Origin of the sequence: Bacillus sp. 2205SS5-2, from assembly GCF_037024155.1 — a bacterium.
Taxonomy (GTDB): Bacteria; Bacillota; Bacilli; order Bacillales; family Bacillaceae_K; genus Bacillus_CI.
Genome location: NZ_JAYKTS010000016.1, coordinates 70,354 through 92,809, shown reverse-complemented (window position 1 = coordinate 92,809; position 22,456 = coordinate 70,354). Strand labels below are relative to the sequence as shown.

Genomic DNA, 22,456 nt, shown 5'->3' with positions numbered 1-22,456 from the left:
CTTCACAAAATAATTTGCGAAGCTAGCCTTAGTTCTTATCTCAATTAGACCAATCATCCTGTTCGATAATTCTTGGCTTCAGACGATCTTCTATTTCATACATACTCATCCCTGGTTGAAGGTCTTGTCGGTAAAGAAGCTCAATCATCAGCTTATCTTTTTCGCTAAGCTCTGTGATTCCGTTGTTGTTATAGGGATAGAGGATGCTATTGGGGTCATCTTCGAAGTGATTGAATAATCCCAATGAATGAACAAGCTCGTGCAGAATCGTCGTTTTACGCTGCTGTTGATCTGTATCCGTGGCAATTACAATCTTTCCTTTTGAAATGACGCCATAATAGGAGACAGCAGTTGGTTGGGCAAAGCCGACGACTTGGACATTCCCTACCCTAATTGCTTCATTAAAGCCATGTTGTGAAAATTCGGTAGCCGGTACAAAATATATATCCAGCTGGTTTTGACTCTCTTCCGCTTCTGCTCCTGTGATGCGAAGGGTCAGGGGCAGCAATGCGTTCAATTTCTCCACATATAAGCCAATAACCTCCTCATCAATTTCCGTAGCCTGCCCATGAATATTCACCGTTACATCCTTGCCCCACTTTATCAGCCGGTCTATTCGCACATCACCAGTTTCAAACATATATGAACGAAAAAGGTCTATCGTTTCACGAGAGTAGGTAGCATTGTCGATGGTAAAGGTGATACTCTTTTCAAAAACCAGACCATTCACTTTACGAGCAACGATATCTAACTGATGATCTCCTTCTTCCGTAACCGGTTCGTTCACATCATAAGGCCTTCCATCTAACTGGACATCATAGGTAACATTTTCTTCTTTTTCAAAGCTAAAATCCGTTTGTAAATAGTAGATAGCTAGAGGGTTTTTCCAACGAAAGGGATTTTTGGGTGGCTGATCATCTATTTGAAAAGAGAGTTCTGCGACTTGTTCCTTCCACCACTTTTTCGCTTGAACCTTTAGATGATACTCGCCATTTTGGGTAACTTCATGGCCAGATTGAATTTCTTCTCCATTCAACCACATGGTGTACTCTCCTGCCATTTTCTCATCGATTTCGATGATTCGAGTGTCAGGGTACACGCTCTGATCTTCAACACCATCTATTAATATAGTAGGATTTTTGATACAACCTGAAAGGAGGAAAACAATGCTAATCCACCAGATCCTTTTCAAATAGACTCACTTCTTCCTGTAGGATTATTAATAAGAAAGGCTGCTTTCCAATAGTTTGTTACTTCTCAAACCAGCCTACATACGGTGATAAAGCTTTGAAAAGCGGAAGTGGCTGCCCTGCGGCGTCAGGCAAATGAAGAACTCGGAGGTGATGCCTGCATCGCTGGAGGGTTATTCATTTGACCCCGAGCCGCAAGCCACTGCAGCTGGATCACGAAAAGCGGAAGTGGCTGTCCAGGGACGGCAGGCATCTGGCAGTACACGCAGTGAATCCTGATTCACGTAGTGGGCTGACAAATGCCCGAGTCCCTAGCCACTGCAGCTGGATCACGAAAAGCGGAAGTGCCTGCCCAGGGACGGCAGGCATCTGACAGTACACCTAGTGAAATAGGCGATGTAATCAAAAATCAGATGATAGAGCCATAATAAAAGCAGATAATACCCACATATCGACGCCAATTATAAGAATGGGACTAGTCTCAGGCGCTTTTCAGCTTTTCTTAAAAAATTTATTTTCGCAAAAAAACTCTACTTTTTCATATTTTCCGACATGAAACCACTGGGGAAATAGAGGAATTTATCGACGAATAAACTCAATTGCAACAATGGTTATGAAATCTGATAGGCTCTTGTTTCACATTTTGCTACTGTGTTCTTACTATAATAAGTATGTTGAAATAAGGTAAAACTTTCAATGAAATTTCCTGGTTTCTCTCCACAAAAAAACGAGCAAAAATTTCCCTCGCTCGTTTCGCTGCTATTCCATTCTACCATCATTAGGATCCGTCACGTTAACGTACAGAACACCATTCGGTCCTTGCCGTTGATATCGAATACGACCTCAACCCCAGCGTTTGGAAACGTTTCTTGCAACAATTCCGCAACAGTTTCACCTTGACCAGCTCCAACTTCAAATCCGATTAGCGCTTTATCTGCCATGACTCGTGGTAATTCTTCCATAAATTGCCGATATAAATCCAAGCCATCTTCCCCAGCAAAAAGCGCAGAGGATGGTTCATGCTCCGTCACAACCTCACTCATCCAGGAACGATCCGATTCAGGAATATACGGTGGGTTACTTAAAATAATATCCAACTTCAGCTCTCTCTCAATAAACGGTTGCAGCAAATTCCCATGAAAAAAGGTAATCTCTTTCGCTTCAAGTGCAGCTGCATTTTGTTTTGCAACCGCTAGAGCATCTCCGGAAAGATCGGAGGCATACACTGTTAATTCTGGTTGCTCAAGCTTCATTGAAATCGAGATGGCTCCGCTTCCTGTACCAATATCCGCCAGCGATAATGCATATTCGCCAGGGAACAGTTGAGCAAGCTTGTTTAAGCTATGGTTGACCAGTTCTTCCGTTTCAGGCCTCGGAATAAGGACTGACTCATTGACCAGAAACGAACGGCCGTAAAACTCTTCGCTTCCAATTAAATATTGAATCGGTGTTCCTTTTCCATGTTGCTGAATTCCTTGCTGAAATTCTACGTATACATCTTTTGCCACGATTTCCCTCGTGTTCGCAAACAGCTGTGAACGGCTCCATCTCAGTAAATGGCGTAAATAGAGCTCTCCTACATTTTCATCTCGTCCGTTCTTCTTTAAAAAAGAAGAAGCCCAAGCGAGGGCTTCGAATACTTTTAAGGAACTCATTAGTCTTCCATTCTTTCTAGCATTTTGGATTGATCTTCCATGATCAATGTGTTGATCACTTCATCCAGTTTGCCTTCAAGAATTTGATCAAGCTTTTGAATCGTCAAGCCGATACGGTGATCGGTTACACGGTTTTGCGGGAAGTTGTACGTACGAATGCGTTCAGAACGGTCACCTGAACCTACGGCTGACTTACGTTGTGCATCGTACTCTGCTTGTGCTTCTTGTTGAAATTTATCGTATACACGTGCACGAAGAACCTTCATCGCTTTGTCTTTGTTCTTGATTTGGGATTTTTCATCCTGACACGATACAACCGTTCCAGTTGGAATATGAGTTAAGCGAACAGCTGACATCGTCGTGTTAACACTTTGTCCTCCAGGTCCACTCGAAGCGAATGTGTCCACTCGAACATCCTTATCATGAATCTCGATTTCCACTTCTTCTGCTTCTGGTAAACAAGCCACAGTAGCTGTTGATGTGTGAATACGTCCACCTGATTCGGTTTCTGGAACACGTTGAACACGATGTGCACCGTTTTCGTATTTCATTTTTGAAAAAGCACCATTTCCATTAATCATGAAAATGATTTCTTTATAACCACCCAGTCCGGTTGGGCTCGCTTCAATAATTTCTGTTTTCCACCCTTGAGCCTCGGCAAAACGACTGTACATACGGTATAAATCGCCAGCGAATAGAGCCGCTTCGTCTCCGCCTGCTGCACCACGCACTTCCATGATTACGTTTTTATCGTCATTAGGATCTTTTGGAACTAGTAGGATTTTTAAACGTGCTTCAAGCACTTCGATTTGTTCGTCTAATTCAGAGATCTCTTCTTTCACCATCTCTTTCATATCCGCATCTAGCTTATCTTCAAGCATCAGCTTCGCACCACTGTGTTGTTCCTTTATTTCTTTATATTGACGATAGGCTTCTACCGTATCTTGGATGCCTGATTGCTCTTTCGAAAAATCTCTTAATTTCTTCGGGTCATTCACGATTTCTGGATCACTTAATAGCTCATTTAGCTTATCATAACGGTCTTCTACTGCTTGTAAACGATCAAACACAGATATTCACCTCAAATTTTAGTCCATAACATTATAAGTATAGTATACTCTTCTCTACATGACAACATTCTATCCCTTGACGAGCGATGTCTATTTTTTCCTATCACTCTCTTCAGAGCAATAAAATTGAAGCCCCCATCTCGGCATTGATTACCTCAAAAAACTCAGAAAATCTCCTCTACACAGATATGATTAGCGGTTATATGCTGTTTCGAACGCGACTCCTCCTCAACGAACTCCATCGTCCTTCTGTAATCAAAGTGATGCTACATAATATGATTAGCAACCCACCCATGGTTCCCCAAGTGATTTTTTCCTGCAAAAATACCGAACCCCAAACGACCCCAAATAACGGGACAAGAATCGTCACACTTAAGGTTTTTGTCGGTCCAACTTCTGTGATGAGATAGAAATAAATTAAGAAAGCGAACGCTGTACAGAACACGCCTAGTAGGATGATGGATATTACAACAGTAGGTGACCAGTTTGCTTCCACTGGAAAGAAAAACAAAAACGGAAGCAATAACAGTGAAGCTGAAAGCTGCTGTCCGACCGCCATCGACAACGAGTCCACCCCGCTAAAATACTTCTTAATATACACACCCGCAATGCCATAGCTTAAGGCAGCCAAAATCGAGCAAAGAGCAGATAGAATCACAATAGTAGTTAACGGAAGCTGACTCCAGCCCATTAACACTGTAACTCCGACCATCCCCAATACAAGCCCTATCCACTTCCCTCTAGTTAAGCTTTCTCTGAGGAATATCGCAGCCATCAAAGCCCCAAATATCGGTGTCGTTGAATTCAATATCGCTGTCATCGAAGCATTCAACTCGATAGCCGCAATCGCAATTAACGTAAACGGCAAAGCTGCATTCACCGCTCCAATCACGATGAATTGCTTCCAGTAACGCTTAATGTTCAATTTTTTTCTAAAAATAAGACTGTAGACAAACAAGACAACAAACGCGATAAACACCCTGAGTTCCATTGTAAGAACAGGTCCAATCGCTGGAGATGATACACGAATAAATAAAAATGAAGCACCCCATAATGCCGCAAGTAAAAATAAGGCACCTGTATCTTTTACTGACAAAATTTATTTCTCCCTCTCTGAAAATCCGAATGATATATTGATGGAAACTCCACCTAAAATTAAGAATAGCTTGTTCTACCCTACCACGTTTTCCTTTATTTTACTCTATTTTTTTCTTGGGGAGAATAGGATGAATTATTTCAACTCTTCTCTCACAGATAGGTAAGGTACGGGATTTTTACAGGTGAACGAATCTCGCTCTAAATGCTTGTAACTTCCAGAATAAACAGGAAATTTTTGTTCATATTTTAAGAATAGCTTCAAATAAACTTCCTTAAAAATAAGGGGAAAATACATGCAGTTATCGCTACGAAAAAGAAGGGTTTAAAAAGAAGGCTGTTTTCGCAAAGATTGTGGCTTTTCGAATAAGAAGGAATCCCTTGACTTTTATGACTTCGTGCTCTTTTCCTCATGAAAAAATCTTCATTTCTAGATAAATAGGAAGAAATCAATCGAAAAAACCCTACTGCCTGTTTTTTCTTTGTGTCAAGAGCAACAATGTATACGAAAAGAGCCAAAAAGAAAGATGAAAGGTGAATTCTAAATACCTAAAGTTGGCGCTTCTTTTGTGTTTTTGAGAGGCAACGAATTTTTGAACAGTTGGAGTAGCGTTTATTTATACATAAGAAAAGCTCAGAGCAAAAACTCTGAGCTTTTCTTATGTACTTCAATGTATACGTGTAATGTCATGGAGACTTCTACAAGTATAAAGATATCTCACTCTGACATCATTTTCCTTCAATTTTAACATCGATTTTATAACTAGGGAGGGCAGCTATCAATCGTTTATGTAGCTTCGCCTCTAGAACTTCCCTGTTACTATCACTAAGTCGTTTGTCTGTATGAGCTGTCACCCACATTTTCTGCCCGTTCATCCAAACCGATCCAGGTGCGTAATCGGTATATAATTCGATGACTTCACGCGCTTTTTCCACATCTGACCCAAGTGTAGGCTGCGAACGATTCAAATCAATAAAATTAGGGTTTTGATTCGTTTGTTGCCTTGTATCAAGAGCATCTTGATCATTCATATCCCCTAGATCATTGTTCACAAATTGACGCCCAGATTCATCTTGAACCTGAGAATAAGAATTGTCATTCTCCACCCCGCAGCCACTGATGACTAACAACATGGTAAAAATAGAAAGCGGTAGTTTCCACATAATCTTCAACCTCCTCTCCCTATGTTCTCCTAACCATAGGGAGATATGCGAAGTTAGATTAAGAATGAAGAGTGGGGTACATATAGATAAAAACGATCTTATTCAAACTAATTTGAATCATCTCTGCAAAAAAACTGTATACACTCTACTGCAACCAATACCTCCCCAAATGTGGCATATATCCCAAAAAACAAACAATTTTCAAAATAACTCTTCTTCAATGAATAAATCAAAAAAAATAACCCAGCTAGAGCTGGATTAAAGATTGTCTAATGATTGTTGGGCATGCACACTAACACCCACTGGCACTTCATGATGATGGCGGCATCTTGGCTCATAAGCTTCTGATGCACCGACCAAAATAATCGGGTCATCATAGCAAGCTGGATTGCCTTCTATTAAACGCTGCGTTCGGCTTGCAGGAGAGCCACAGACAGAACAAACAGCTTGTAATTTGGTCACTTGTTCAGCAACGGCCATTAGTTTCGGCATGGGACCGAATGGTTCTCCGCGGAAATCTTGATCAAGACCCGCTATTATCACACGATGACCGCTGTTCGCTAATTTTTCGACAACTTGTACAATCTCTTTATCAAAGAATTGAACTTCGTCAATGGCGACAACGTCTACCTCCGCTGTAACAAGTCCTTCGATATCCAAAGATTTCTCTACTGATTTGGCAATAACAGATGTACCATTATGTGAGACAACAGATTCTTCACTATAACGATTGTCTATTCTAGGTTTAAAAACCATAATTGATTGCTTCGCAAATTGAGTTCTCCTCACCCGGCGAATTAGTTCTTCTGACTTCCCAGAAAACATGCTACCGCAAATGACTTCTACCCAACCTGTTTGCTTCATGAGATACATGAAACGGCCTCCCCTTCCTCGTTCAAGTCTAGCTATCAGGGCGACGACTTCTACTGCGCATAGTAGAAGCATCTATGTAAGCAGGTTACCCTGTTCTATGGCGAACAATCCAACTAATGACAGAAAAAAAGAGGCACAGCCTAAATTAGACTGCCTCTTTTTCACTGAACCTATTGTAATAAAAAACAGGCAAGGACTTATGCTGCTTGCCTGTTTTCAGATACGTATTACTTGATTCCGTATTTTTTGTTGAAACGATCAACACGTCCATCCGCTGTAGCGAATTTTTGACGTCCTGTGTAGAATGGATGACATTCTGAACATACCTCAACGCGAAGCTCGTCTTTAACAGAACCAGTTTCGAATTCGTTACCGCATGCACAAGTTACATTGATCTTTTTGTAATTTGGATGAATTCCAGTTTTCATTCTTTTCATCTCCTCCCGCCCTGAATCATTCGAAACAGAGTTATATATTCCCATGCAGTCAGAGAAAACTGCATTACATTAAAAACACACTGACATCATTATAGCAAGTGAAGTTTTTAATTGCAACCGATGTTTACTAAAGTTTGCTGGAAATTTTTTTAGCTATTATTTCATTTTGATTAAACTACCGTTATGTTCGTTTTCCTGAAGAATGCATTTCTTCATGTAGCTTTGTAAAGAATTCTAGGTTTGTTTTTGAGTGACGCAGTTTACGTAGGAAACGTTCCACAAAATCTGGCGAGTCTGTCATCGATTTACGAATTGCCCATAGCTTATCAAGATGGTCCGGTTGAATTAACAGCTCTTCTTTTCGTGTACCTGAACGTCTAATATCGATAGCAGGGAAAATACGTCGCTCTGCAAGAGAACGGTCTAAATGAAGCTCCATATTTCCAGTACCTTTGAATTCTTCATAAATGACATCATCCATTCGAGAGCCCGTGTCCACTAATGCTGTCGCTAGGATGGTTAAGCTACCACCCTCTTCGATATTACGGGCAGCACCGAAAAATCGTTTTGGGCGATGAAATGCCGCTGGGTCAATCCCCCCTGATAGCGTACGACCGCTTGGAGGAATGACTAGATTATACGCTCGAGCTAAACGGGTAATGCTATCCATTAAGATGACAACGTCACGTTTATGCTCCACAAGACGCATTGCGCGTTCTAAGACCAATTCTGCTACTTTAATATGGTTCTCTGGCACAGCATCGAACGTAGAACTCACGACATCAGCATCTACCGAGCGTTCAATGTCGGTTACTTCTTCTGGACGTTCATCAATAAGTAAAACAATGAGTTCCGCTTCAGGATGATTGGTTGTAATGCTATTCGCAATCTCCTTAATTAGCATGGTTTTACCTGCCTTTGGAGGGGCAACGATAAGACCACGTTGACCAAATCCTACTGGGGCCATAATATCCATAATTCTTGTTGATAAATTGGTTGGGTTTGTTTCAAGGGTAATATGGCGATCAGGGTACAGTGCCGTTAAGCCTGGAAAATGAACGCGTTCTTTAGCTGATTCTGGATCATCACCATTGACCGCTTCTACATGTAATAATCCGAAATAGCGCTCATTCTCTTTCGGTGGACGCACTTTACCGGATACTTTGTCTCCATTTCGAAGATCGAAACGACGGATTTGAGAAGCAGAAATGTAGATATCTTCAGAGCTTGGGGAATAGTTAATTGGGCGAAGAAATCCAAAGCCTTCGGATTGAATGATTTCGAGAACGCCTTCCATGAAGAAATAGCCCTCTCGCTCAGCGCGAACTTTTAAAATAGCAAAAATTAATTCCTTTTTCGATAGCTTACTGTAGTAGGAGATACGAAATTCTTTCGCAAGCTCATACAATTCTTTTAATTTCATGTTTTCTAAACGTGAAATAGTTAATTCATTCATGTTGACACCACACCTTATTTTTTTAAAAGAATTCTCTCATCGGGTTGAGGACTTATTATCGTCACACTTGAGTTCATCGTGATCAACTCTTACGATTACAAAAAAGTGAAGCCCCTGAATAATGAAGTTTCAAATTAATGAATGGTTCGTTAGTAATGGCGAATAATAAAGGATGTTTTCGCAAAGTTTGTTGCTATTCGAAGCAATATTCATTCCGTTAAAAGACCGTATACGGCACATCTCTCCGTATGCTTTCGAAAGAAATAAATACCACAATGGAGTATTCCAGCGAAAATTAAATTAAATAGCAATTATATATTATAGGAACTATATATACGAAAAGAGCCTTATATAAAAGAAGAAAGACGAGAAGTAGTTTTTTCTATCATTTAATTGAAGGATGAAAGTAATTTCTATTTTAACCTTTATGCTAGGACTTAATCAATCCTAAAATAAATAAAGGCGCAAGCGTCAGAAAAAAGAGCGAAGCATGAAAGAGGTCCCGGTATTCAGTTTTCAAACCATTATTGCTAAATCGAGACGAAAAAAGGTAAAACCGCCGCTGACCTCATCAGAAAGTTGAATAAACAGCGACGATTAAAACATTCATTCGGAACTCACTAAGGTTTTATTACTAAATTTGGCTTTTTGTTTAAGCTGTGTCGACCATCGACGAAGCGAACCGTTCCTGACTTGGCACGCATAACAACAGAATGAGTCAGACTATGCGAACCTTTTAGTTGGACACCACGTAACAATTCACCGTCAGTTACTCCGGTTGCAGCAAAGATGGCGTCATCTCCTCGAACAAGATCTTCCATTCTTAACACACGATCCACATCAAGTCCCATGGAAATACAACGTTTTGCCTCTGCTTCATCTTGAGGCAGAAGCTTCCCTTGAATTTCTCCTCCAAGACATTTGAGAGCGACTGCAGCTAATACTCCTTCCGGGGCGCCACCAGAACCGAACAAAATATCAACACCCGTATGATCAAAAGCTGTATTAATGGCTCCTGCTACATCACCATCGTTAATTAGTTTAATTCTCGCTCCCGCTTCTCTTAATTGGCGGATAATCTCCTCATGTCTCGGACGATATAATACGGTAGCGACAACGTCTTCTATGTCTTTGTTTTTTGCTTTTGCGACAGCCTTTAAGTTATCAATTACTGAAGCATTTATATCTATAGCCCCAACCGCTTCAGGTCCCACTGCAATTTTATCCATGTACATATCAGGAGCATGCAATAGATTGCCATGATCGGCTACTGCTAGTACTGCCAGTGCATTCCAACCGCCAGAAGCGACGATATTAGTTCCTTCTAATGGATCAACAGCTACATCCACTCTTGGTCCATAGCCTGTCCCTAATTTTTCCCCAATAAACAGCATTGGAGCCTCGTCCATTTCTCCTTCACCGATTACGACAGTTCCCTTCATCGGTACTGTATCGAATACATCTCGCATTGCTGAAGTGGCTGCATCATCTGCTTCATCTTTTTTACCTCTTCCCATCCATCTAGCAGAAGCAAGCGCTGCTCCTTCTGTTACTCGTACTAATTCCATTGATAAACTTCTTTCCATAATAAAATTCCCCCTGTAATACAATGCCCTATATTTTTTATTAGTATAACACATTAAAGAGGATTATTGTAACACATTTGACGGAAATGGGTGAAGTTCACTATTTTATGAGTTTTCCATTTGTTCTTGTTCTTCGAATGAGAGCTTTTCTCTCCAAACAGTCGCACCTAAACCTTCGAGTTTATCGACTAAATCACTATAACCACGATCAATATGCTCTAGGCCAGTAACTTCTGTGACACCCTCCGCCATCAGACCAGCTACCACGAGAGACGCTCCTGCACGTAAATCACTTGCTTTTACTTTTGCCCCCTGAAGCTGAACAGGACCATTTACAATCGCTGATCGACCTTCTACTTTTATATTGGCGTTCATTCTTCTTAGTTCGTCAATATGTTTAAAACGAGCTGAGTAAATCGTATCTGTTACAATTGCTGACCCTTTAGCTCTCGTTAATAGTGAAGTAAAAGGCTGCTGTAAGTCAGTAGCAAAACCAGGATAAACCAGGGTTTTAACATCTACCGATTTGAGATTTTCCGCTTTTCCAATAAAAATTTGATCATCACCGGTATCTACAGGAACGCCCATTTCACGAAGTTTGGCTGTAACGGATTCCATATGATATGGAATGACATTATCGATTAAGATGCCTTCTCCGATCGCGGCTGCTAGAATCATAAAAGTTCCGGCTTCAATTCGATCTGGAATAATTGTGTGACGGCATCCACTTAGCTTTTCAACACCGTCAATGCGAATCACATCTGTTCCAGCGCCTTTAATTTTTGCTCCCATATTGGTCAGAAGTGTCGCAACATCAATGATTTCAGGTTCTTTAGCTGCATTCTCAATGATGGTTTGACCCTTTGCCCGAACGGCCGCTAACATGATATTGATCGTCGCTCCCACACTGACAACATCCAAATAAATTCTTGCTCCTCGAAGCTCTTTAGCACGAAGATAGATGGCACCTTGCTCGTTCGTAACCTCTGCTCCTAAAGCTTCAAAACCTTTGATATGTTGATCAATTGGACGAGGGCCTAAATGGCAACCTCCTGGAAGTCCGATGACAGCTTTATTAAATTTACCGAGCATCGCTCCCATTAAATAGTAGGAAGCTCGTAGTTTTTTTACTTTCCCACTAGGTAAGGGCATAGAGATCATATCGTCTGTATTCACGGTCATCGTTCCCTCTTCTAACGATACGCTCCCTCCTATTTCTTCAAGCAATGCTTTAAGCATCTGCACATCTGAAATATCAGGCAAACCTTCGATTGTTACTGGAGAGTCGGCTAAAATCGTGGCCGGAATTAGGGCTACTGCACTATTTTTAGCACCACTAATTTTCACGGCACCTTTAAGCGGGTAGCCTCCTGCAATTTTTAGCTTTTCCATAATTGACTCCCTTCCTTTTTCTATGGTGAATTATGTCTTTCTTATACATAGACGAATCCAACAAAATAGCCATCGAAACATATTACTAGGAATAAATTACCTGTAAATCTATCTGGTATTTCTACGTATTCCCTATTGTGTACATAAAGTAATTAATTCAAAATCAGATTACGAATGTCTTAAAATTAAGATTATTAACGATTATTCCAATCATTAAGAAATGCTTCAATTCCTTTATCTGTCAACGGGTGGCTAAAGAGCTGGTTCAATACCTTAAATGGAATAGTGGCGATGTGAGCACCTCTTAAAGCTGCCGCAGTAACATGCTGCGGGTGGCGAATCGATGCCGCAATAATTTCTGTATCCAAATCATGAATGGCAAAAATTTCAGCAATTTCAGAAACTAAATCTAATCCGTCTTGACCAATATCATCTAATCGGCCTAAAAAAGGTGAAACATAAGTTGCGCCGGCACGGGCAGCCAGTAAAGCTTGATTGGCACTAAACACTAAAGTGACATTCGTTTTTATTCCCTCTTTATTAAAGACTGACACAGCTTTTAAGCCATCCGGTGTCATCGGTACTTTAACTGTGATATTCGAAGAGATTTTGGCAAGCTCTCTACCTTCTTTGAGCATTCCTTCCGCATCTAAAGCAATGACTTCTGCCGAAACGGACCCAGGTACTAACGTTGTAATTTCCTTCAGGCGATCATGAAAAGATACATCTTTTTCTTTCGCTACAAGCGATGGATTTGTTGTAACCCCTGATAAAATCCCCCACTCAAACGCTTCTTTAATTTCGTTCATATTTGCTGTATCAATAAAAAATTTCATAGAAAAATCTCTCCCATTCCTTTTATTCACTACTATTTCACTTACATATACTTTACCATTTCATCACAAAACGACACAATTTTCAATCATTTAGAAATGCACGGAAACCGCCTTAATATAAGGCGGTTTCTTTTCTTGGTGTATATAGGTTTATATTTCAAATGTTTTTTGTTTTGGCTAGCTACGGAGCAGGTAACTGATCTGGGTCAAATAACGCTCCACTTCGAAGGTCTGGACCTTCTACGTGAACCAACATTTGCCCGTCGCTGCTGTGCGACCCGCCTCCGCTTTTCTTGTCCAGCTGCGGCGGGTAGCAGCTCTGGGTCAAATAACGCTCCACTTCGAAGGTCTGGACCTTCTACGTGAACCAACATTTGCCCGTCGCTGCTGTGCGACCCGCCTCCGCTTTTCTTGTCCAGCTGCAGTGGCTTGGGACTCGGGCATTTGCCAGACCACTACGTGAAGCAGGCTTCACTCCGTGTTCTGCCAGATGCCTGCCGTCCCAGACCAGCCACTTCCGCTTTTCTTGTTACGCTCTGCCTGATGATCCGAATTCTTTCATTTTTCCTGCTACTGTTGTTTTGATTGCTTCGCGTGCAGGTCCCATGTATTTACGTGGATCGTATTCTTCTGGGCTTGCAGCTAGTGCTTCGCGTACTGCTTTTGCAGAAGAGATTTGATTTTCAGTGTTTACGTTGATTTTTGCCGTTCCGAAAGAGATGGACTTTTGGATGTCTGCAGTTGGAATTCCAGTACCACCGTGTAGTACTAGTGGAACGCCTGTTGCTGCACCGATTTCTTCCATTTCTTTGAACCCTAGGTTTGGTTCACCTTTGTAAGGACCGTGTACAGATCCTAATGCTGGTGCAAGTGTATCAATACCTGTGCGATTGACAAGTTCTTGACACTCAGTTGGGTCAGCGTAGATAACACCTTCAGCGATAATGTCATCTTCTTGTCCACCAACAGTTCCTAGTTCAGCTTCTACAGAAACACCTTTTGAGTGAGCATATTCTACAACTTTAGAAGTTGTTTCGATATTCTCTTCAAATGGGTGATGAGAAGCATCGATCATGACAGAAGTGAAACCTGCATCGATTGCTTCTTTACATTTATCATAACTTGAACCGTGGTCAAGGTGAATTGCCACTGGTACTGTAATATTTAAATCTTCCATAAGACCTTCTACCATTTTTACTACCGTTTTAAAACCACTCATGTAACGAGCTGCACCTTCAGAAACTCCAAGAATTACCGGAGATTTTTCTTGCTCAGCTGCTTGTAAAATTGCTTGAGTAAATTCAAGATTGTTTAAGTTAAATTGTCCTACAGCGTAGCCTTCCTCTTTTGCTTTTTTTAGCATTTCGGTCATTGAAACTAAAGGCATAATATTTTCCTCCTTAGTATTATCAAGAATAAAACAGCGGAAAGGATTTGTTATGTAATTTCCCTACAGTTTGCTTCTTGAAAGGAATTCAATAGTATGATACCAAATTCACAAGTGTTTTACCAATGACTTTAACTAGATGACAAAAAATGTACAATTTTATATTTTAAGAAATTTTCTACTTTTCCCCGCTCCGCTTGAATGAAAGCGCTTATCTGACTCATTCACAATTTAGAAATATTTTGCCCTATTTAGACGGTGATGTCACATGCTGTTTTACTGCTTGGCGAATCTCATCAATATCAAACGGTTTGGCAAAATGAGTAATTGCACCCAAATCTTTCGCTTCTTGAATCATGTCCAATTCTCCGTAAGCCGTCATGATGATTACACGAATGTTCTCATATTTTTTCTTCATTCGTTTTAAAATTTCAATACCGTCCATCCCTGGTATTTTCATGTCTAATAAGACAAGATCAGGGAAATCTTTGTCTACAATATCAAGAGCTTGAACACCATTCGCAGCTTGAAAAGTTTGATATCCTTCTTTCTGAAGCACTTCATTCAGTAGAATACGGATTCCAAATTGATCATCCACGATGAGGATTTTTTCTTTCATCATCTCACCTCTATCTCTATTTTTACTACATCATACCCTTTTATTAAGCTTCCCAACAATATGATACATCCATCAACTTGCTTGACCCACTCCATAAGTGGTTTATGTTTCCTAACGTAGGATTTACCACTTTATTGATTCAATGCTAGAAAGAAGATAGTCATAGCTAACCTATTAGGTAGAACCCTGCAGAAATCACCTCAGGGTACACTTCTCTTTTCCTTCCGTAAAATCCTTCTTTTTTGCGCACATCCTTGTTAAAAATTATAATAGAGAATAAAGCAAAAATCGTTACGAATAAATAGGAGTGAAATCATGATTAAAATGTTTACCACCCAATTAAATGGTCTCTTCAATCGAATATCTTCAAAAGAAGAATTTGCGCTTGAAGACGGAGCTAGATTGCTTGCCCAAGGAGCCATAGGAGAAGGAAAGATTTATGTAAAAGCATTTGCCGAACTAGAGGCCGTCACATTGGAAGCCACAAAAGGAGCAGAACCTTTAACAGGTGCGTTTCCGGTAAAGGATCTTCATGAAATTACTTCGGCTGATAGAGTTTTGCTCTTCTCTAGACTATCTACTGACAAAGAAGCCGTAGAATTTGCGAAAAAGCTCAACGAAAAGAATATTGAGTTTGTAGCGGTTTCCGGCGTCGTAGATTCCGAGGAATCACTACAAGATCTCGCCACCATTTATATTGATACAAAATTAACGAAAGGGATGCTACCTGACGAAAATGGGAACCGGGTAGTTTTTCCTGGAAGCATGGCCGGTTTATTTGTTTATTTCGCCATTAAAATGGCACTTGATGAAATGCTACAAGAGTATCAAGATTAGCGCATATCCTCTTAGGGTGAAAGAAAAACCGATCTCATGCTGTAGAGATCGGTTTTTCTCATTATTTATTTTTACGCATACTTGCATTCACAAAGTCACGGAATAGTGGTTGTGGTCTTGTTGGGCGTGATGTGAATTCAGGATGAAATTGTGATGCAACAAACCATGGATGATCCGCTAATTCAATAATTTCAACAAGGCGGCCGTCTGGACTTGTACCAGAGAAAATAAAGCCGGCTTTTTCCATTTTTTCACGATAATAATTATTAAACTCAAAACGGTGACGATGGCGTTCATAAATAACCTCTTCGCCGTAAGCCTCTTGAGCTTTAGACCCACGTGTTAACTTACAAGGATATAACCCCAGGCGTAAAGTCCCACCTAAATCCTCAATATCTTTCTGCTCTGGCAGCAAGTCGATGACCGGATGTGGCGTTTCAGGATTTAACTCCGCCGAGTGAGCCCCGTCTAATCCAAGAACATTACGAGCGTATTCAACAGACGCTAGTTGCATTCCTAAGCAAATCCCAAGAAACGGAATTTTATGTTCACGAGCATATTGGGTCGCAATAATTTTCCCCTCCACTCCTCGATCACCAAAACCGCCTGGAATCAAGACTCCATCAACACCTGCAAGTTTCTCTTCTACATTATCAGCTGTCATTAATTCTGAATTGAGCCATTTCACTTGAACATCGGTGTCAAAGTTATAGCCTGCGTGCTTCAGTGCCTCTACTACAGAAATGTACGCATCTTGTAATTCTACGTATTTTCCTATGAGTGCAATCGTCGTTTTGCTTGAGAGGTTTCGAACCTTGTCAACTAACTCTTTCCATTCGGTCATGTCTGGTTCATTTGTTTGAAGCTGAAGATGATCACAAGCGATTTGGTCTAGGTGTTGGGCTTGGAGCGCAAGTGGCACAGCGTATAAGGTATCCGCATCACCCGCTTCAATTACCGCATTTGTATCGATATCACAAAAAAGAGCAATTTTATCTTTCATATCTTGAGAAATCGGCATTTCTGTACGGAGGACGATTACATTTGGTTGAATTCCAAGGCTACGAAGCTCTTTGACGCTATGTTGTGTCGGCTTTGTTTTCATTTCGCCAGCTGCCCTAATATAGGGGACTAATGTACAATGAACATACATGACGCCTTCACGACCAACATCACTCTTAATTTGTCGAATGGCTTCTAGGAATGGAAGTGATTCGATATCACCTACCGTTCCACCGATTTCTGTGATGACGACATCTGCATTTGTTTCTCGACCTGCGCGGTATACACGTTCTTTAATTTCGTTTGTGATGTGTGGAATTACTTGAACGGTTCCACCTAAATAATCACCGCGACGCTCTTTTTTAAGTACCGTTGAATAGATTTTACCAGTCGTAACAGAGCTATATTTTGTTAGGTTAATATCAACAAAACGCTCATAATGTCCTAAATCTAGATCCGTCTCCGCACCATCATCAGTTACGAATACTTCACCATGTTGGTAGGGACTCATTGTTCCTGGGTCAACGTTAATATACGGATCAAATTTTTGAATCGTTACTTTTAATCCGCGGTTTTTTAGCAATCGTCCTAAGGATGCCGCTGTGATTCCTTTACCAAGTGAAGAAACAACCCCACCTGTTACAAATATATATTTTGTCATGTTCTTTCCCCTTTCAAATATAAACCTACATTCTTTTGTAGAGTAAGTAACTATTATTATCCACTTCAATCGGTTGTTAATTCACTTTTATGACTTCCGGTAAATTAAACCGTCATCATGCAGGTGCTACTTGCTTTAAAACAAAAAAAGCGCCCCTTAATTCAATAAGGGAGCGCTGCTCGATTATATGCCGTCCTTTTTTAAGGAGCCCAAAAGTAATACTACAATCGGAAGCGAAAGATGTCAAGAATAGATTATTCTTCTTCCTCGTCTTCATCTTCGGAGAAATCTTCGTCGCCTTCGATAATAGCGTCGCCTTCAAATTCCTCTTCTTCTTCATCGTCGTCATCTTCAAAGTCATCATCGCTATCATCTTCAAGAAGATCTTCTTCTTCAAAATCATCTAATTCGTCGAAATCTAAATCTTCTTCTTCAACTTCATCGAAATCATCTTCTACGACAGCTTTCGCTTTTTTCTTACGCGTTTTAATGGTTGGAACAGTCTCCTCTTCGATTTGATCGACTGGATACCAAGCTCGAAGTCCCCATTTATTATCGCCAATGGCTAGAAAACGACCATCAAAGTTCAAATCGGTATAAAACTGAGCTAAAAGATCGCCCATATTTTTGGTCTTCAAACCTTTCAAGTCCGTATAAGCCTTTAATAATTCGTTAAACGGAATCGCTTGTTTTTTTTCTTTTAAGATTTCAAAAGCTAATTCAATAAAAGAAGTTTGTTTTAATTCTTCTTTTGATAAACTCTGAAGGTTCATCTCCGCACTTCCTTTCGCTATTTCATACTCTATTTATAGAGTAAAAAGGGCATAAAACACCAATTTAGTTAAAACATATAATTCATTATAAACAAATCCAGTGAGTTTATGCTAGATTAATCTACCGTTCTTTCATTTTTCTTTTATATTTGAACGTGGATTTTCTTTTTTAGCCCTTTTTCTACTTTTTTTTTCCCCTTTTTCCACTCACGTGAAGCAAAAGAGAAGAAAAATATAGATAATAATAAAAATGGAATGGCTCCTAAAGAATGATTATAAAGATATAAACTAATATAAATAAAGACCAAAGTTGCTATAATAAATACAATGATTCGCTTCACTACATCACTTCCTATGGCTTTTGTCCCACTTATTTACATACTATTATAGAAGAAATAATAGCTCTCAAATATTAAGTATATGTTAAATCGTCCATAAGAAGCAAAAAGCCTTCTCAACGGAAGACTTTTTGCATTTGTCCTAACCTCTACATGTTTCTACGGTATTGACCGCCGACTTCGTAAAGGGCTTGAGTGATTTGTCCTAGTGAGGCGACTTTTACGGTTTCCATTAGTTGTTCAAAAATATTCCCACCATCCACCGCTACTTGCTTTAGGGATTGCAAAGCCTCGTCTGCATCGTTTAGATTATTTTCTTGGAAGCTTTTTAACTGTTGAATTTGCGCTTCTTTCTCCGCTTTTGTTGCCCGAGCAATTTCCATTGTATTCATTTCTTCTACAGAAGGTGGATTCGGATTTAAATACGTATTCACTCCGATAATCGGTAATTCCCCTGAATGTTTTTGCATTTCATAATGCATTGACTCTTCTTGAATTTTTCCGCGTTGATATTGGGTTTCCATGGCACCGAGGACACCGCCACGGTCATTAATTTTTTCAAATTCAGTTAAGACTGCCGTTTCGACTAAGTCCGTTAGTTCATCTATGATAAATGCTCCTTGAAGTGGGTTTTCATTTTTTGATAAACCAAGTTCTTTTGAAATAATCATTTGAATAGCCATTGCTCTTCGTACGGACTCTTCCGTTGGCGTCGTAATCGCCTCGTCATACGCATTAGTATGGAGGGAATTACAGTTATCCTGTAGCGCCATCAGCGCTTGCAATGTCGTGCGAATGTCATTGAAGTCAATTTCCTGCGCGTGTAAAGAACGTCCTGAAGTTTGAATATGATACTTCAGCTTTTGACTCCGTTCATTGGCACCATATTTGTCTCGCATTACCGTTGCCCAAATGCGACGGGCCACTCGACCGATGACCGAATACTCAGGATCCAAGCCATTGGAGAAAAAGAAAGACAGATTTGGTGCAAAATCATCAATATTCATGCCCCGACTTAAGTAATATTCCACATACGTAAAACCGTTTGCTAGCGTGAAGGCTAATTGCGAAATTGGATTGGCACCCGCTTCAGCAATATGATAGCCCGATATCGAGACCGAATAATAGTTTCGGACTTGATGATCGATGAAATATTGTTGAATATCCCCCATCATCCGGAGCGCAAATTCAGTAGAGAAAATACAGGTGTTCTGCCCTTGATCTTCTTTTAGAATATCCGCTTGTACCGTTCCACGGACAACCTTCAACGTTTCTACTTTAATCGCTTCAGCTTCTTGTTCTGTTAAGCTTCGTCCTAGCTCTTCTTGCTTCTTATTCCATTGTTGCTCAACTGCCGTGTTCATGAACATGGCTAAGATTATCGGAGCGGGACCGTTGATGGTCATTGACACCGACGTTGACGGATGACATAAATCAAAGCCGTCATACAGCTTTTTCATATCGTCAAGGGTACAAATACTGACACCACTTTCGCCTACTTTTCCATAAATATCAGGACGATAAGCTGGATCTTCTCCATAGAGTGTCACGGAATCAAATGCGGTACTTAAGCGTTTGGCGTCATCATCTTTTGATAAGTAGTGGAAACGACGATTCGTTCTCTCGGGTGTTCCTTCTCCTGCGAACTGTCGTTTCGGATCTTCCCCTTTTCGTTTAAACGGAAATACTCCTGCTGTGTAAGGAAAAAAGCCTGGTGCATTTTCTCGATAAACCCAGCGAAGAATTTCGCCTTTATCCTTGTATTTCGGGAGAGCAACCTTCGGGATGGACAGACCAGATAGACTCTTCGTTTTAAGCTCGGTGATGATTTCTTTATCGCGAATCTTTGTCACAAATTCATCCTGCTGATATCGATGAAATGTTTCTTCCCAAGAGTCAAGAATCTTCTTCGATTGGAGGCTAAGTTTCCCCTCTATTTCTTCCTTTAATGCTTGAAGCGATATGACTAACTCACTTTTTTGGTCTTTATTTTTCAATAAAGCTTCGGTTCCTTCTAACTGAAACAATTGACGTGCATAGTCCACTTGTTCTTCACTACGTTGATGGTAGTGCTTGACGGTATCCGCAATTTCGCGCAAATAATAGCGACGATCTGGTGGGATAATCACGTTTTGTTTTTCAACTTCTGCATCGGTTGAAAAGCTACTAGACCAATCCTTCTGAAGCTTCTGGTTTATTTTTTGAACGAGAGCAGCAAATACTGCGTTCGTTCCCGGGTCATGGAATTGACTCGCAATCGTGCCGTACACTGGCATTGTTTCTAAATCTTCATGAAATAAGCCGTGACTACGTTGGTATTGCTTTTGCACTTGTTTCTTCGCATCTTCTGAGCCTTTTCGCTCAAATTTATTGATCACAATTAAATCCGCAAAATCAATCATATCTATTTTTTCGAGCTGAGAAGGTGCGCCAAATTCACTCGTCATGATGTACATTGAGACGTCTGAGATTTCACTAATTTCCGCATCTCCTTGACCAATTCCGCTCGTTTCGATGATAACCAGATCAAAGCCAGCTGCTTTCACCACATTGATTCCATCACGAATCGCAAGTGAAAGCTCAGATTTCGATCCTCTCGTCGCAAGTGAACGCATATAGACGCGATCACTAAAAATGGCATTCATGCGAATTCGATCCCCTAACAGTGCTCCACCCGTTTTTTGTTTCGTCGGATCAATCGATAACACCGCTACTTTTTTATCCGGTAGCTCATTTAAAAAGCGACGAATAAGCTCATCGGTTAAGGAGCTTTTACCTGCGCCACCCGTTCCGGTAATACCTAGTACGGGAATCTTTTTAGCAAGAGCTTGCACTTCCTCAAGTACTTTTTCCGTCGTAGCCGCCTGTCCTTTTTGGTCAACACCCAGTTCAGCTAAGGAAATCAGCTTACTGATAGCTGTGATTTCTCCTTCTTTCAGCTTATCAATCTCCACATGAACATCTTCTCCAATAGTGGAAAAGTCACATTCTTCCATCATCGAGTTAATCATGCCCTGAAGACCCATTATTCTTCCATCTTCCGGTGAAAAAATACGCGCAATACCGTACGAGTGAAGTTCGTCTATTTCACGCGGTAGAATAACTCCGCCACCACCTCCATATATGCGAATATGACTGGCGCCTCTCTCCTTTAATAGATCGTACATATATTTAAAATATTCGACATGTCCCCCTTGATAGGACGAAACAGAGATCCCTTGAACGTCTTCTTGAACCGCAGCGTTAACCACTTCCTCCACTGAGCGATTATGACCAAGATGAATGACTTCCGCTCCACTCGCTTGCAGAATGCGTCTCATAATATTAATCGAGGCATCGTGACCATCAAATAAACTAGATGCTGTTACAAAACGGACGGCGTGTTTCGGTTTATAGATTTCAACTGTATTCATCTTTCTCCCCCTGTCTTTGACTGAATCCCTGATAATAATAAGTTGGTTTGAATCTCGATATACTCATCTAATGTGAAGCGTTTATGCAATGCCCAGCGACGAAATGCCCACATTTGTCCTTGAACAAAAATATTTTGTGCCAGCATATGCACTTCTTTTTCATCAAAAGTAAACAACTCACGCTCAATACATTTCTGAACCAACTCTTCAAACATCCCCACCATTTCAAGTTCCTTTTTCAATACGTATGGAAGTGCATCTTTAGAAAGCGATTTCACTTCTTGGTACATTACTAACACTTCATCTTGTAATTCATCCATAACGCGAAAGTAATGAGCAATCCCGATTTTAAGATTCTCAATCGTCCCGGCATTCACATTCATTTCCTCTAGCTTTTTCTTCACACCTTCATAAATGTTGTCACACACTAAGTACAACACATCTTCCTTTTGACCAATATATTCATATAAAGTTCCAATACTGAAACCGGCTGCTTTTGCAATCTCCCTCGTCGTCGTCCGATGAAACCCTTTCTCCTTAAAAAGCGTCACCGCTCCCCGTATCATTTCATCTCGCCGTTTCTGCACGAGTCGTTGATCCTTAACCGAAGCATGAATCTCTCTTTTCGACCTCAACACCAACCACCCCCTTATCAATCCAAAAGCGAAAGTG

Annotated in this window: 21 protein-coding genes; 3 read left to right on the top strand and 18 right to left on the bottom strand. The window is 40.6% G+C overall.

The genetic code is table 11. From position 1 onward, the window contains the following. Nucleotides 1-40: 40 nt before the first annotated feature. Nucleotides 41-1,192 carry a DUF2927 domain-containing protein gene (locus tag U8D43_RS12230; protein ID WP_335871463.1) on the bottom strand — a complete coding sequence of 384 codons (1,152 nt, stop codon included), beginning with the start codon at nucleotides 1,190-1,192 and terminating at the stop codon, nucleotides 41-43. A 133-nt stretch (nucleotides 1,193-1,325) separates the two neighbouring features. On the opposite strand from U8D43_RS12230, the gene U8D43_RS12225 reads away from it, so the two are divergent. Together U8D43_RS12225 and U8D43_RS12220 are read left to right on the top strand one after the other, a co-directional pair. Continuing rightward, nucleotides 1,326-1,469, top strand: a complete 144-nt coding sequence (locus tag U8D43_RS12225) for a hypothetical protein (protein WP_335871462.1) — start codon at nucleotides 1,326-1,328, stop codon at nucleotides 1,467-1,469. A gap of 20 nt (nucleotides 1,470-1,489) precedes the next feature. Next, nucleotides 1,490-1,618, top strand: coding sequence for a hypothetical protein (locus U8D43_RS12220; protein ID WP_335871461.1), 129 nt, complete (start codon nucleotides 1,490-1,492; stop codon nucleotides 1,616-1,618). A gap of 360 nt (nucleotides 1,619-1,978) precedes the next feature. On the opposite strand, the gene prmC is transcribed toward U8D43_RS12220, so the two are convergent. The 12 genes from prmC to U8D43_RS12160 all read right to left on the bottom strand — a co-directional run bounded on the left by prmC (nucleotide 1,979) and on the right by U8D43_RS12160 (nucleotide 14,763). Continuing rightward, the gene (gene prmC, locus U8D43_RS12215; protein WP_335871460.1) at nucleotides 1,979-2,845 is read right to left on the bottom strand and encodes a peptide chain release factor N(5)-glutamine methyltransferase; all 867 of its coding nucleotides are present in this window, start codon (nucleotides 2,843-2,845) and stop codon (nucleotides 1,979-1,981) included. Then, on the bottom strand, nucleotides 2,845-3,915 hold the full coding sequence (gene prfA / locus U8D43_RS12210; protein WP_335871459.1) for a peptide chain release factor 1: 1,071 nt from the start codon (nucleotides 3,913-3,915) through the stop codon (nucleotides 2,845-2,847). The genes prmC and prfA overlap by 1 nt, the downstream gene beginning before the upstream one ends. A 199-nt stretch (nucleotides 3,916-4,114) precedes the next feature. Then, nucleotides 4,115-5,011 carry a DMT family transporter gene (locus tag U8D43_RS12205; protein WP_335871458.1) on the bottom strand — a complete coding sequence of 299 codons (897 nt, stop codon included), beginning with the start codon at nucleotides 5,009-5,011 and terminating at the stop codon, nucleotides 4,115-4,117. A gap of 728 nt (nucleotides 5,012-5,739) precedes the next feature. Beyond that, the gene (locus U8D43_RS12200; protein ID WP_335871457.1) at nucleotides 5,740-6,174 is read right to left on the bottom strand and encodes a hypothetical protein; all 435 of its coding nucleotides are present in this window, start codon (nucleotides 6,172-6,174) and stop codon (nucleotides 5,740-5,742) included. 258 nt (nucleotides 6,175-6,432) lie between these two features. Beyond that, on the bottom strand, nucleotides 6,433-7,047 hold the full coding sequence (locus U8D43_RS12195; RefSeq protein WP_335871456.1) for a thymidine kinase: 615 nt from the start codon (nucleotides 7,045-7,047) through the stop codon (nucleotides 6,433-6,435). 227 nt (nucleotides 7,048-7,274) lie between these two features. Continuing rightward, on the bottom strand, nucleotides 7,275-7,475 hold the full coding sequence (rpmE, locus tag U8D43_RS12190; protein WP_335871455.1) for a 50S ribosomal protein L31: 201 nt from the start codon (nucleotides 7,473-7,475) through the stop codon (nucleotides 7,275-7,277). A gap of 190 nt (nucleotides 7,476-7,665) precedes the next feature. Further along, nucleotides 7,666-8,940, bottom strand: a complete 1,275-nt coding sequence (gene rho, locus U8D43_RS12185; protein ID WP_335871454.1) for a transcription termination factor Rho — start codon at nucleotides 8,938-8,940, stop codon at nucleotides 7,666-7,668. A 620-nt stretch (nucleotides 8,941-9,560) separates the two neighbouring features. Continuing rightward, on the bottom strand, nucleotides 9,561-10,526 hold the full coding sequence (gene glpX / locus U8D43_RS12180) for a class II fructose-bisphosphatase (protein WP_335871453.1): 966 nt from the start codon (nucleotides 10,524-10,526) through the stop codon (nucleotides 9,561-9,563). Nucleotides 10,527-10,631: 105 nt separating this feature from the next. Continuing rightward, nucleotides 10,632-11,918, bottom strand: coding sequence for a UDP-N-acetylglucosamine 1-carboxyvinyltransferase (murA, locus tag U8D43_RS12175; protein ID WP_335871452.1), 1,287 nt, complete (start codon nucleotides 11,916-11,918; stop codon nucleotides 10,632-10,634). 194 nt (nucleotides 11,919-12,112) lie between these two features. Next, the gene (gene fsa / locus U8D43_RS12170) at nucleotides 12,113-12,754 is read right to left on the bottom strand and encodes a fructose-6-phosphate aldolase (protein ID WP_335871451.1); all 642 of its coding nucleotides are present in this window, start codon (nucleotides 12,752-12,754) and stop codon (nucleotides 12,113-12,115) included. A gap of 529 nt (nucleotides 12,755-13,283) precedes the next feature. Next, a complete protein-coding gene (locus tag U8D43_RS12165; protein ID WP_335871450.1) occupies nucleotides 13,284-14,141 on the bottom strand; it encodes a class II fructose-bisphosphate aldolase in 858 nt (285 codons plus the stop codon). A gap of 247 nt (nucleotides 14,142-14,388) precedes the next feature. Continuing rightward, the gene (locus tag U8D43_RS12160) at nucleotides 14,389-14,763 is read right to left on the bottom strand and encodes a response regulator (RefSeq protein ID WP_335871449.1); all 375 of its coding nucleotides are present in this window, start codon (nucleotides 14,761-14,763) and stop codon (nucleotides 14,389-14,391) included. 312 nt (nucleotides 14,764-15,075) lie between these two features. On the opposite strand from U8D43_RS12160, the gene U8D43_RS12155 reads away from it, so the two are divergent. Further along, complete coding sequence (locus tag U8D43_RS12155) at nucleotides 15,076-15,597, top strand: DUF2529 domain-containing protein (protein ID WP_335871448.1); 522 nt, start codon at nucleotides 15,076-15,078, stop codon at nucleotides 15,595-15,597. 61 nt (nucleotides 15,598-15,658) lie between these two features. On the opposite strand, the gene pyrG is transcribed toward U8D43_RS12155, so the two are convergent. The 5 genes from pyrG to U8D43_RS12130 all read right to left on the bottom strand — a co-directional run bounded on the left by pyrG (nucleotide 15,659) and on the right by U8D43_RS12130 (nucleotide 22,419). After that, the gene (pyrG, locus tag U8D43_RS12150; RefSeq protein WP_335871447.1) at nucleotides 15,659-17,260 is read right to left on the bottom strand and encodes a CTP synthase; all 1,602 of its coding nucleotides are present in this window, start codon (nucleotides 17,258-17,260) and stop codon (nucleotides 15,659-15,661) included. A 254-nt stretch (nucleotides 17,261-17,514) separates the two neighbouring features. Beyond that, entirely contained in the window at nucleotides 17,515-18,033 is a 519-nt protein-coding gene (gene rpoE / locus U8D43_RS12145; RefSeq protein WP_335871446.1) for a DNA-directed RNA polymerase subunit delta, read from the bottom strand. A 143-nt stretch (nucleotides 18,034-18,176) separates the two neighbouring features. Further along, nucleotides 18,177-18,374 carry a hypothetical protein gene (locus U8D43_RS12140; protein WP_335871445.1) on the bottom strand — a complete coding sequence of 66 codons (198 nt, stop codon included), beginning with the start codon at nucleotides 18,372-18,374 and terminating at the stop codon, nucleotides 18,177-18,179. 146 nt (nucleotides 18,375-18,520) lie between these two features. Continuing rightward, nucleotides 18,521-21,784, bottom strand: coding sequence for a fused isobutyryl-CoA mutase/GTPase IcmF (icmF, locus tag U8D43_RS12135; protein ID WP_335871444.1), 3,264 nt, complete (start codon nucleotides 21,782-21,784; stop codon nucleotides 18,521-18,523). Next, entirely contained in the window at nucleotides 21,781-22,419 is a 639-nt protein-coding gene (locus U8D43_RS12130; RefSeq protein ID WP_335871479.1) for a TetR/AcrR family transcriptional regulator, read from the bottom strand. The genes icmF and U8D43_RS12130 overlap by 4 nt, the downstream gene beginning before the upstream one ends. Nucleotides 22,420-22,456 lie beyond the last annotated feature (37 nt).

Bases quoted from the DNA above. Each gene is read 5' to 3' on its own strand.
- rpmE (WP_335871455.1), bottom strand. From the start codon at position 7,475: ATGAAAACTGGAATTCATCCAAATTACAAAAAGATCAATGTAACTTGT.
- U8D43_RS12160 (WP_335871449.1), bottom strand. From the start codon at position 14,763: ATGATGAAAGAAAAAATCCTCATCGTGGATGATCAATTTGGAATCCGT.
- glpX (WP_335871453.1), bottom strand. From the start codon at position 10,526: ATGGAAAGAAGTTTATCAATGGAATTAGTACGAGTAACAGAAGGAGCA.
- U8D43_RS12220 (WP_335871461.1), top strand. From the start codon at position 1,490: ATGCCCGAGTCCCTAGCCACTGCAGCTGGATCACGAAAAGCGGAAGTG.
- U8D43_RS12165 (WP_335871450.1), bottom strand. From the start codon at position 14,141: ATGCCTTTAGTTTCAATGACCGAAATGCTAAAAAAAGCAAAAGAGGAA.
- pyrG (WP_335871447.1), bottom strand. From the start codon at position 17,260: ATGACAAAATATATATTTGTAACAGGTGGGGTTGTTTCTTCACTTGGT.
- prmC (WP_335871460.1), bottom strand. From the start codon at position 2,845: ATGAGTTCCTTAAAAGTATTCGAAGCCCTCGCTTGGGCTTCTTCTTTT.
- U8D43_RS12200 (WP_335871457.1), bottom strand. From the start codon at position 6,174: ATGTGGAAACTACCGCTTTCTATTTTTACCATGTTGTTAGTCATCAGT.
- U8D43_RS12195 (WP_335871456.1), bottom strand. From the start codon at position 7,047: ATGTATCTCATGAAGCAAACAGGTTGGGTAGAAGTCATTTGCGGTAGC.
- U8D43_RS12155 (WP_335871448.1), top strand. From the start codon at position 15,076: ATGATTAAAATGTTTACCACCCAATTAAATGGTCTCTTCAATCGAATA.
- fsa (WP_335871451.1), bottom strand. From the start codon at position 12,754: ATGAAATTTTTTATTGATACAGCAAATATGAACGAAATTAAAGAAGCG.
- rpoE (WP_335871446.1), bottom strand. From the start codon at position 18,033: ATGAACCTTCAGAGTTTATCAAAAGAAGAATTAAAACAAACTTCTTTT.
- U8D43_RS12225 (WP_335871462.1), top strand. From the start codon at position 1,326: ATGAAGAACTCGGAGGTGATGCCTGCATCGCTGGAGGGTTATTCATTT.
- rho (WP_335871454.1), bottom strand. From the start codon at position 8,940: ATGAATGAATTAACTATTTCACGTTTAGAAAACATGAAATTAAAAGAA.
- icmF (WP_335871444.1), bottom strand. From the start codon at position 21,784: ATGAATACAGTTGAAATCTATAAACCGAAACACGCCGTCCGTTTTGTA.
- murA (WP_335871452.1), bottom strand. From the start codon at position 11,918: ATGGAAAAGCTAAAAATTGCAGGAGGCTACCCGCTTAAAGGTGCCGTG.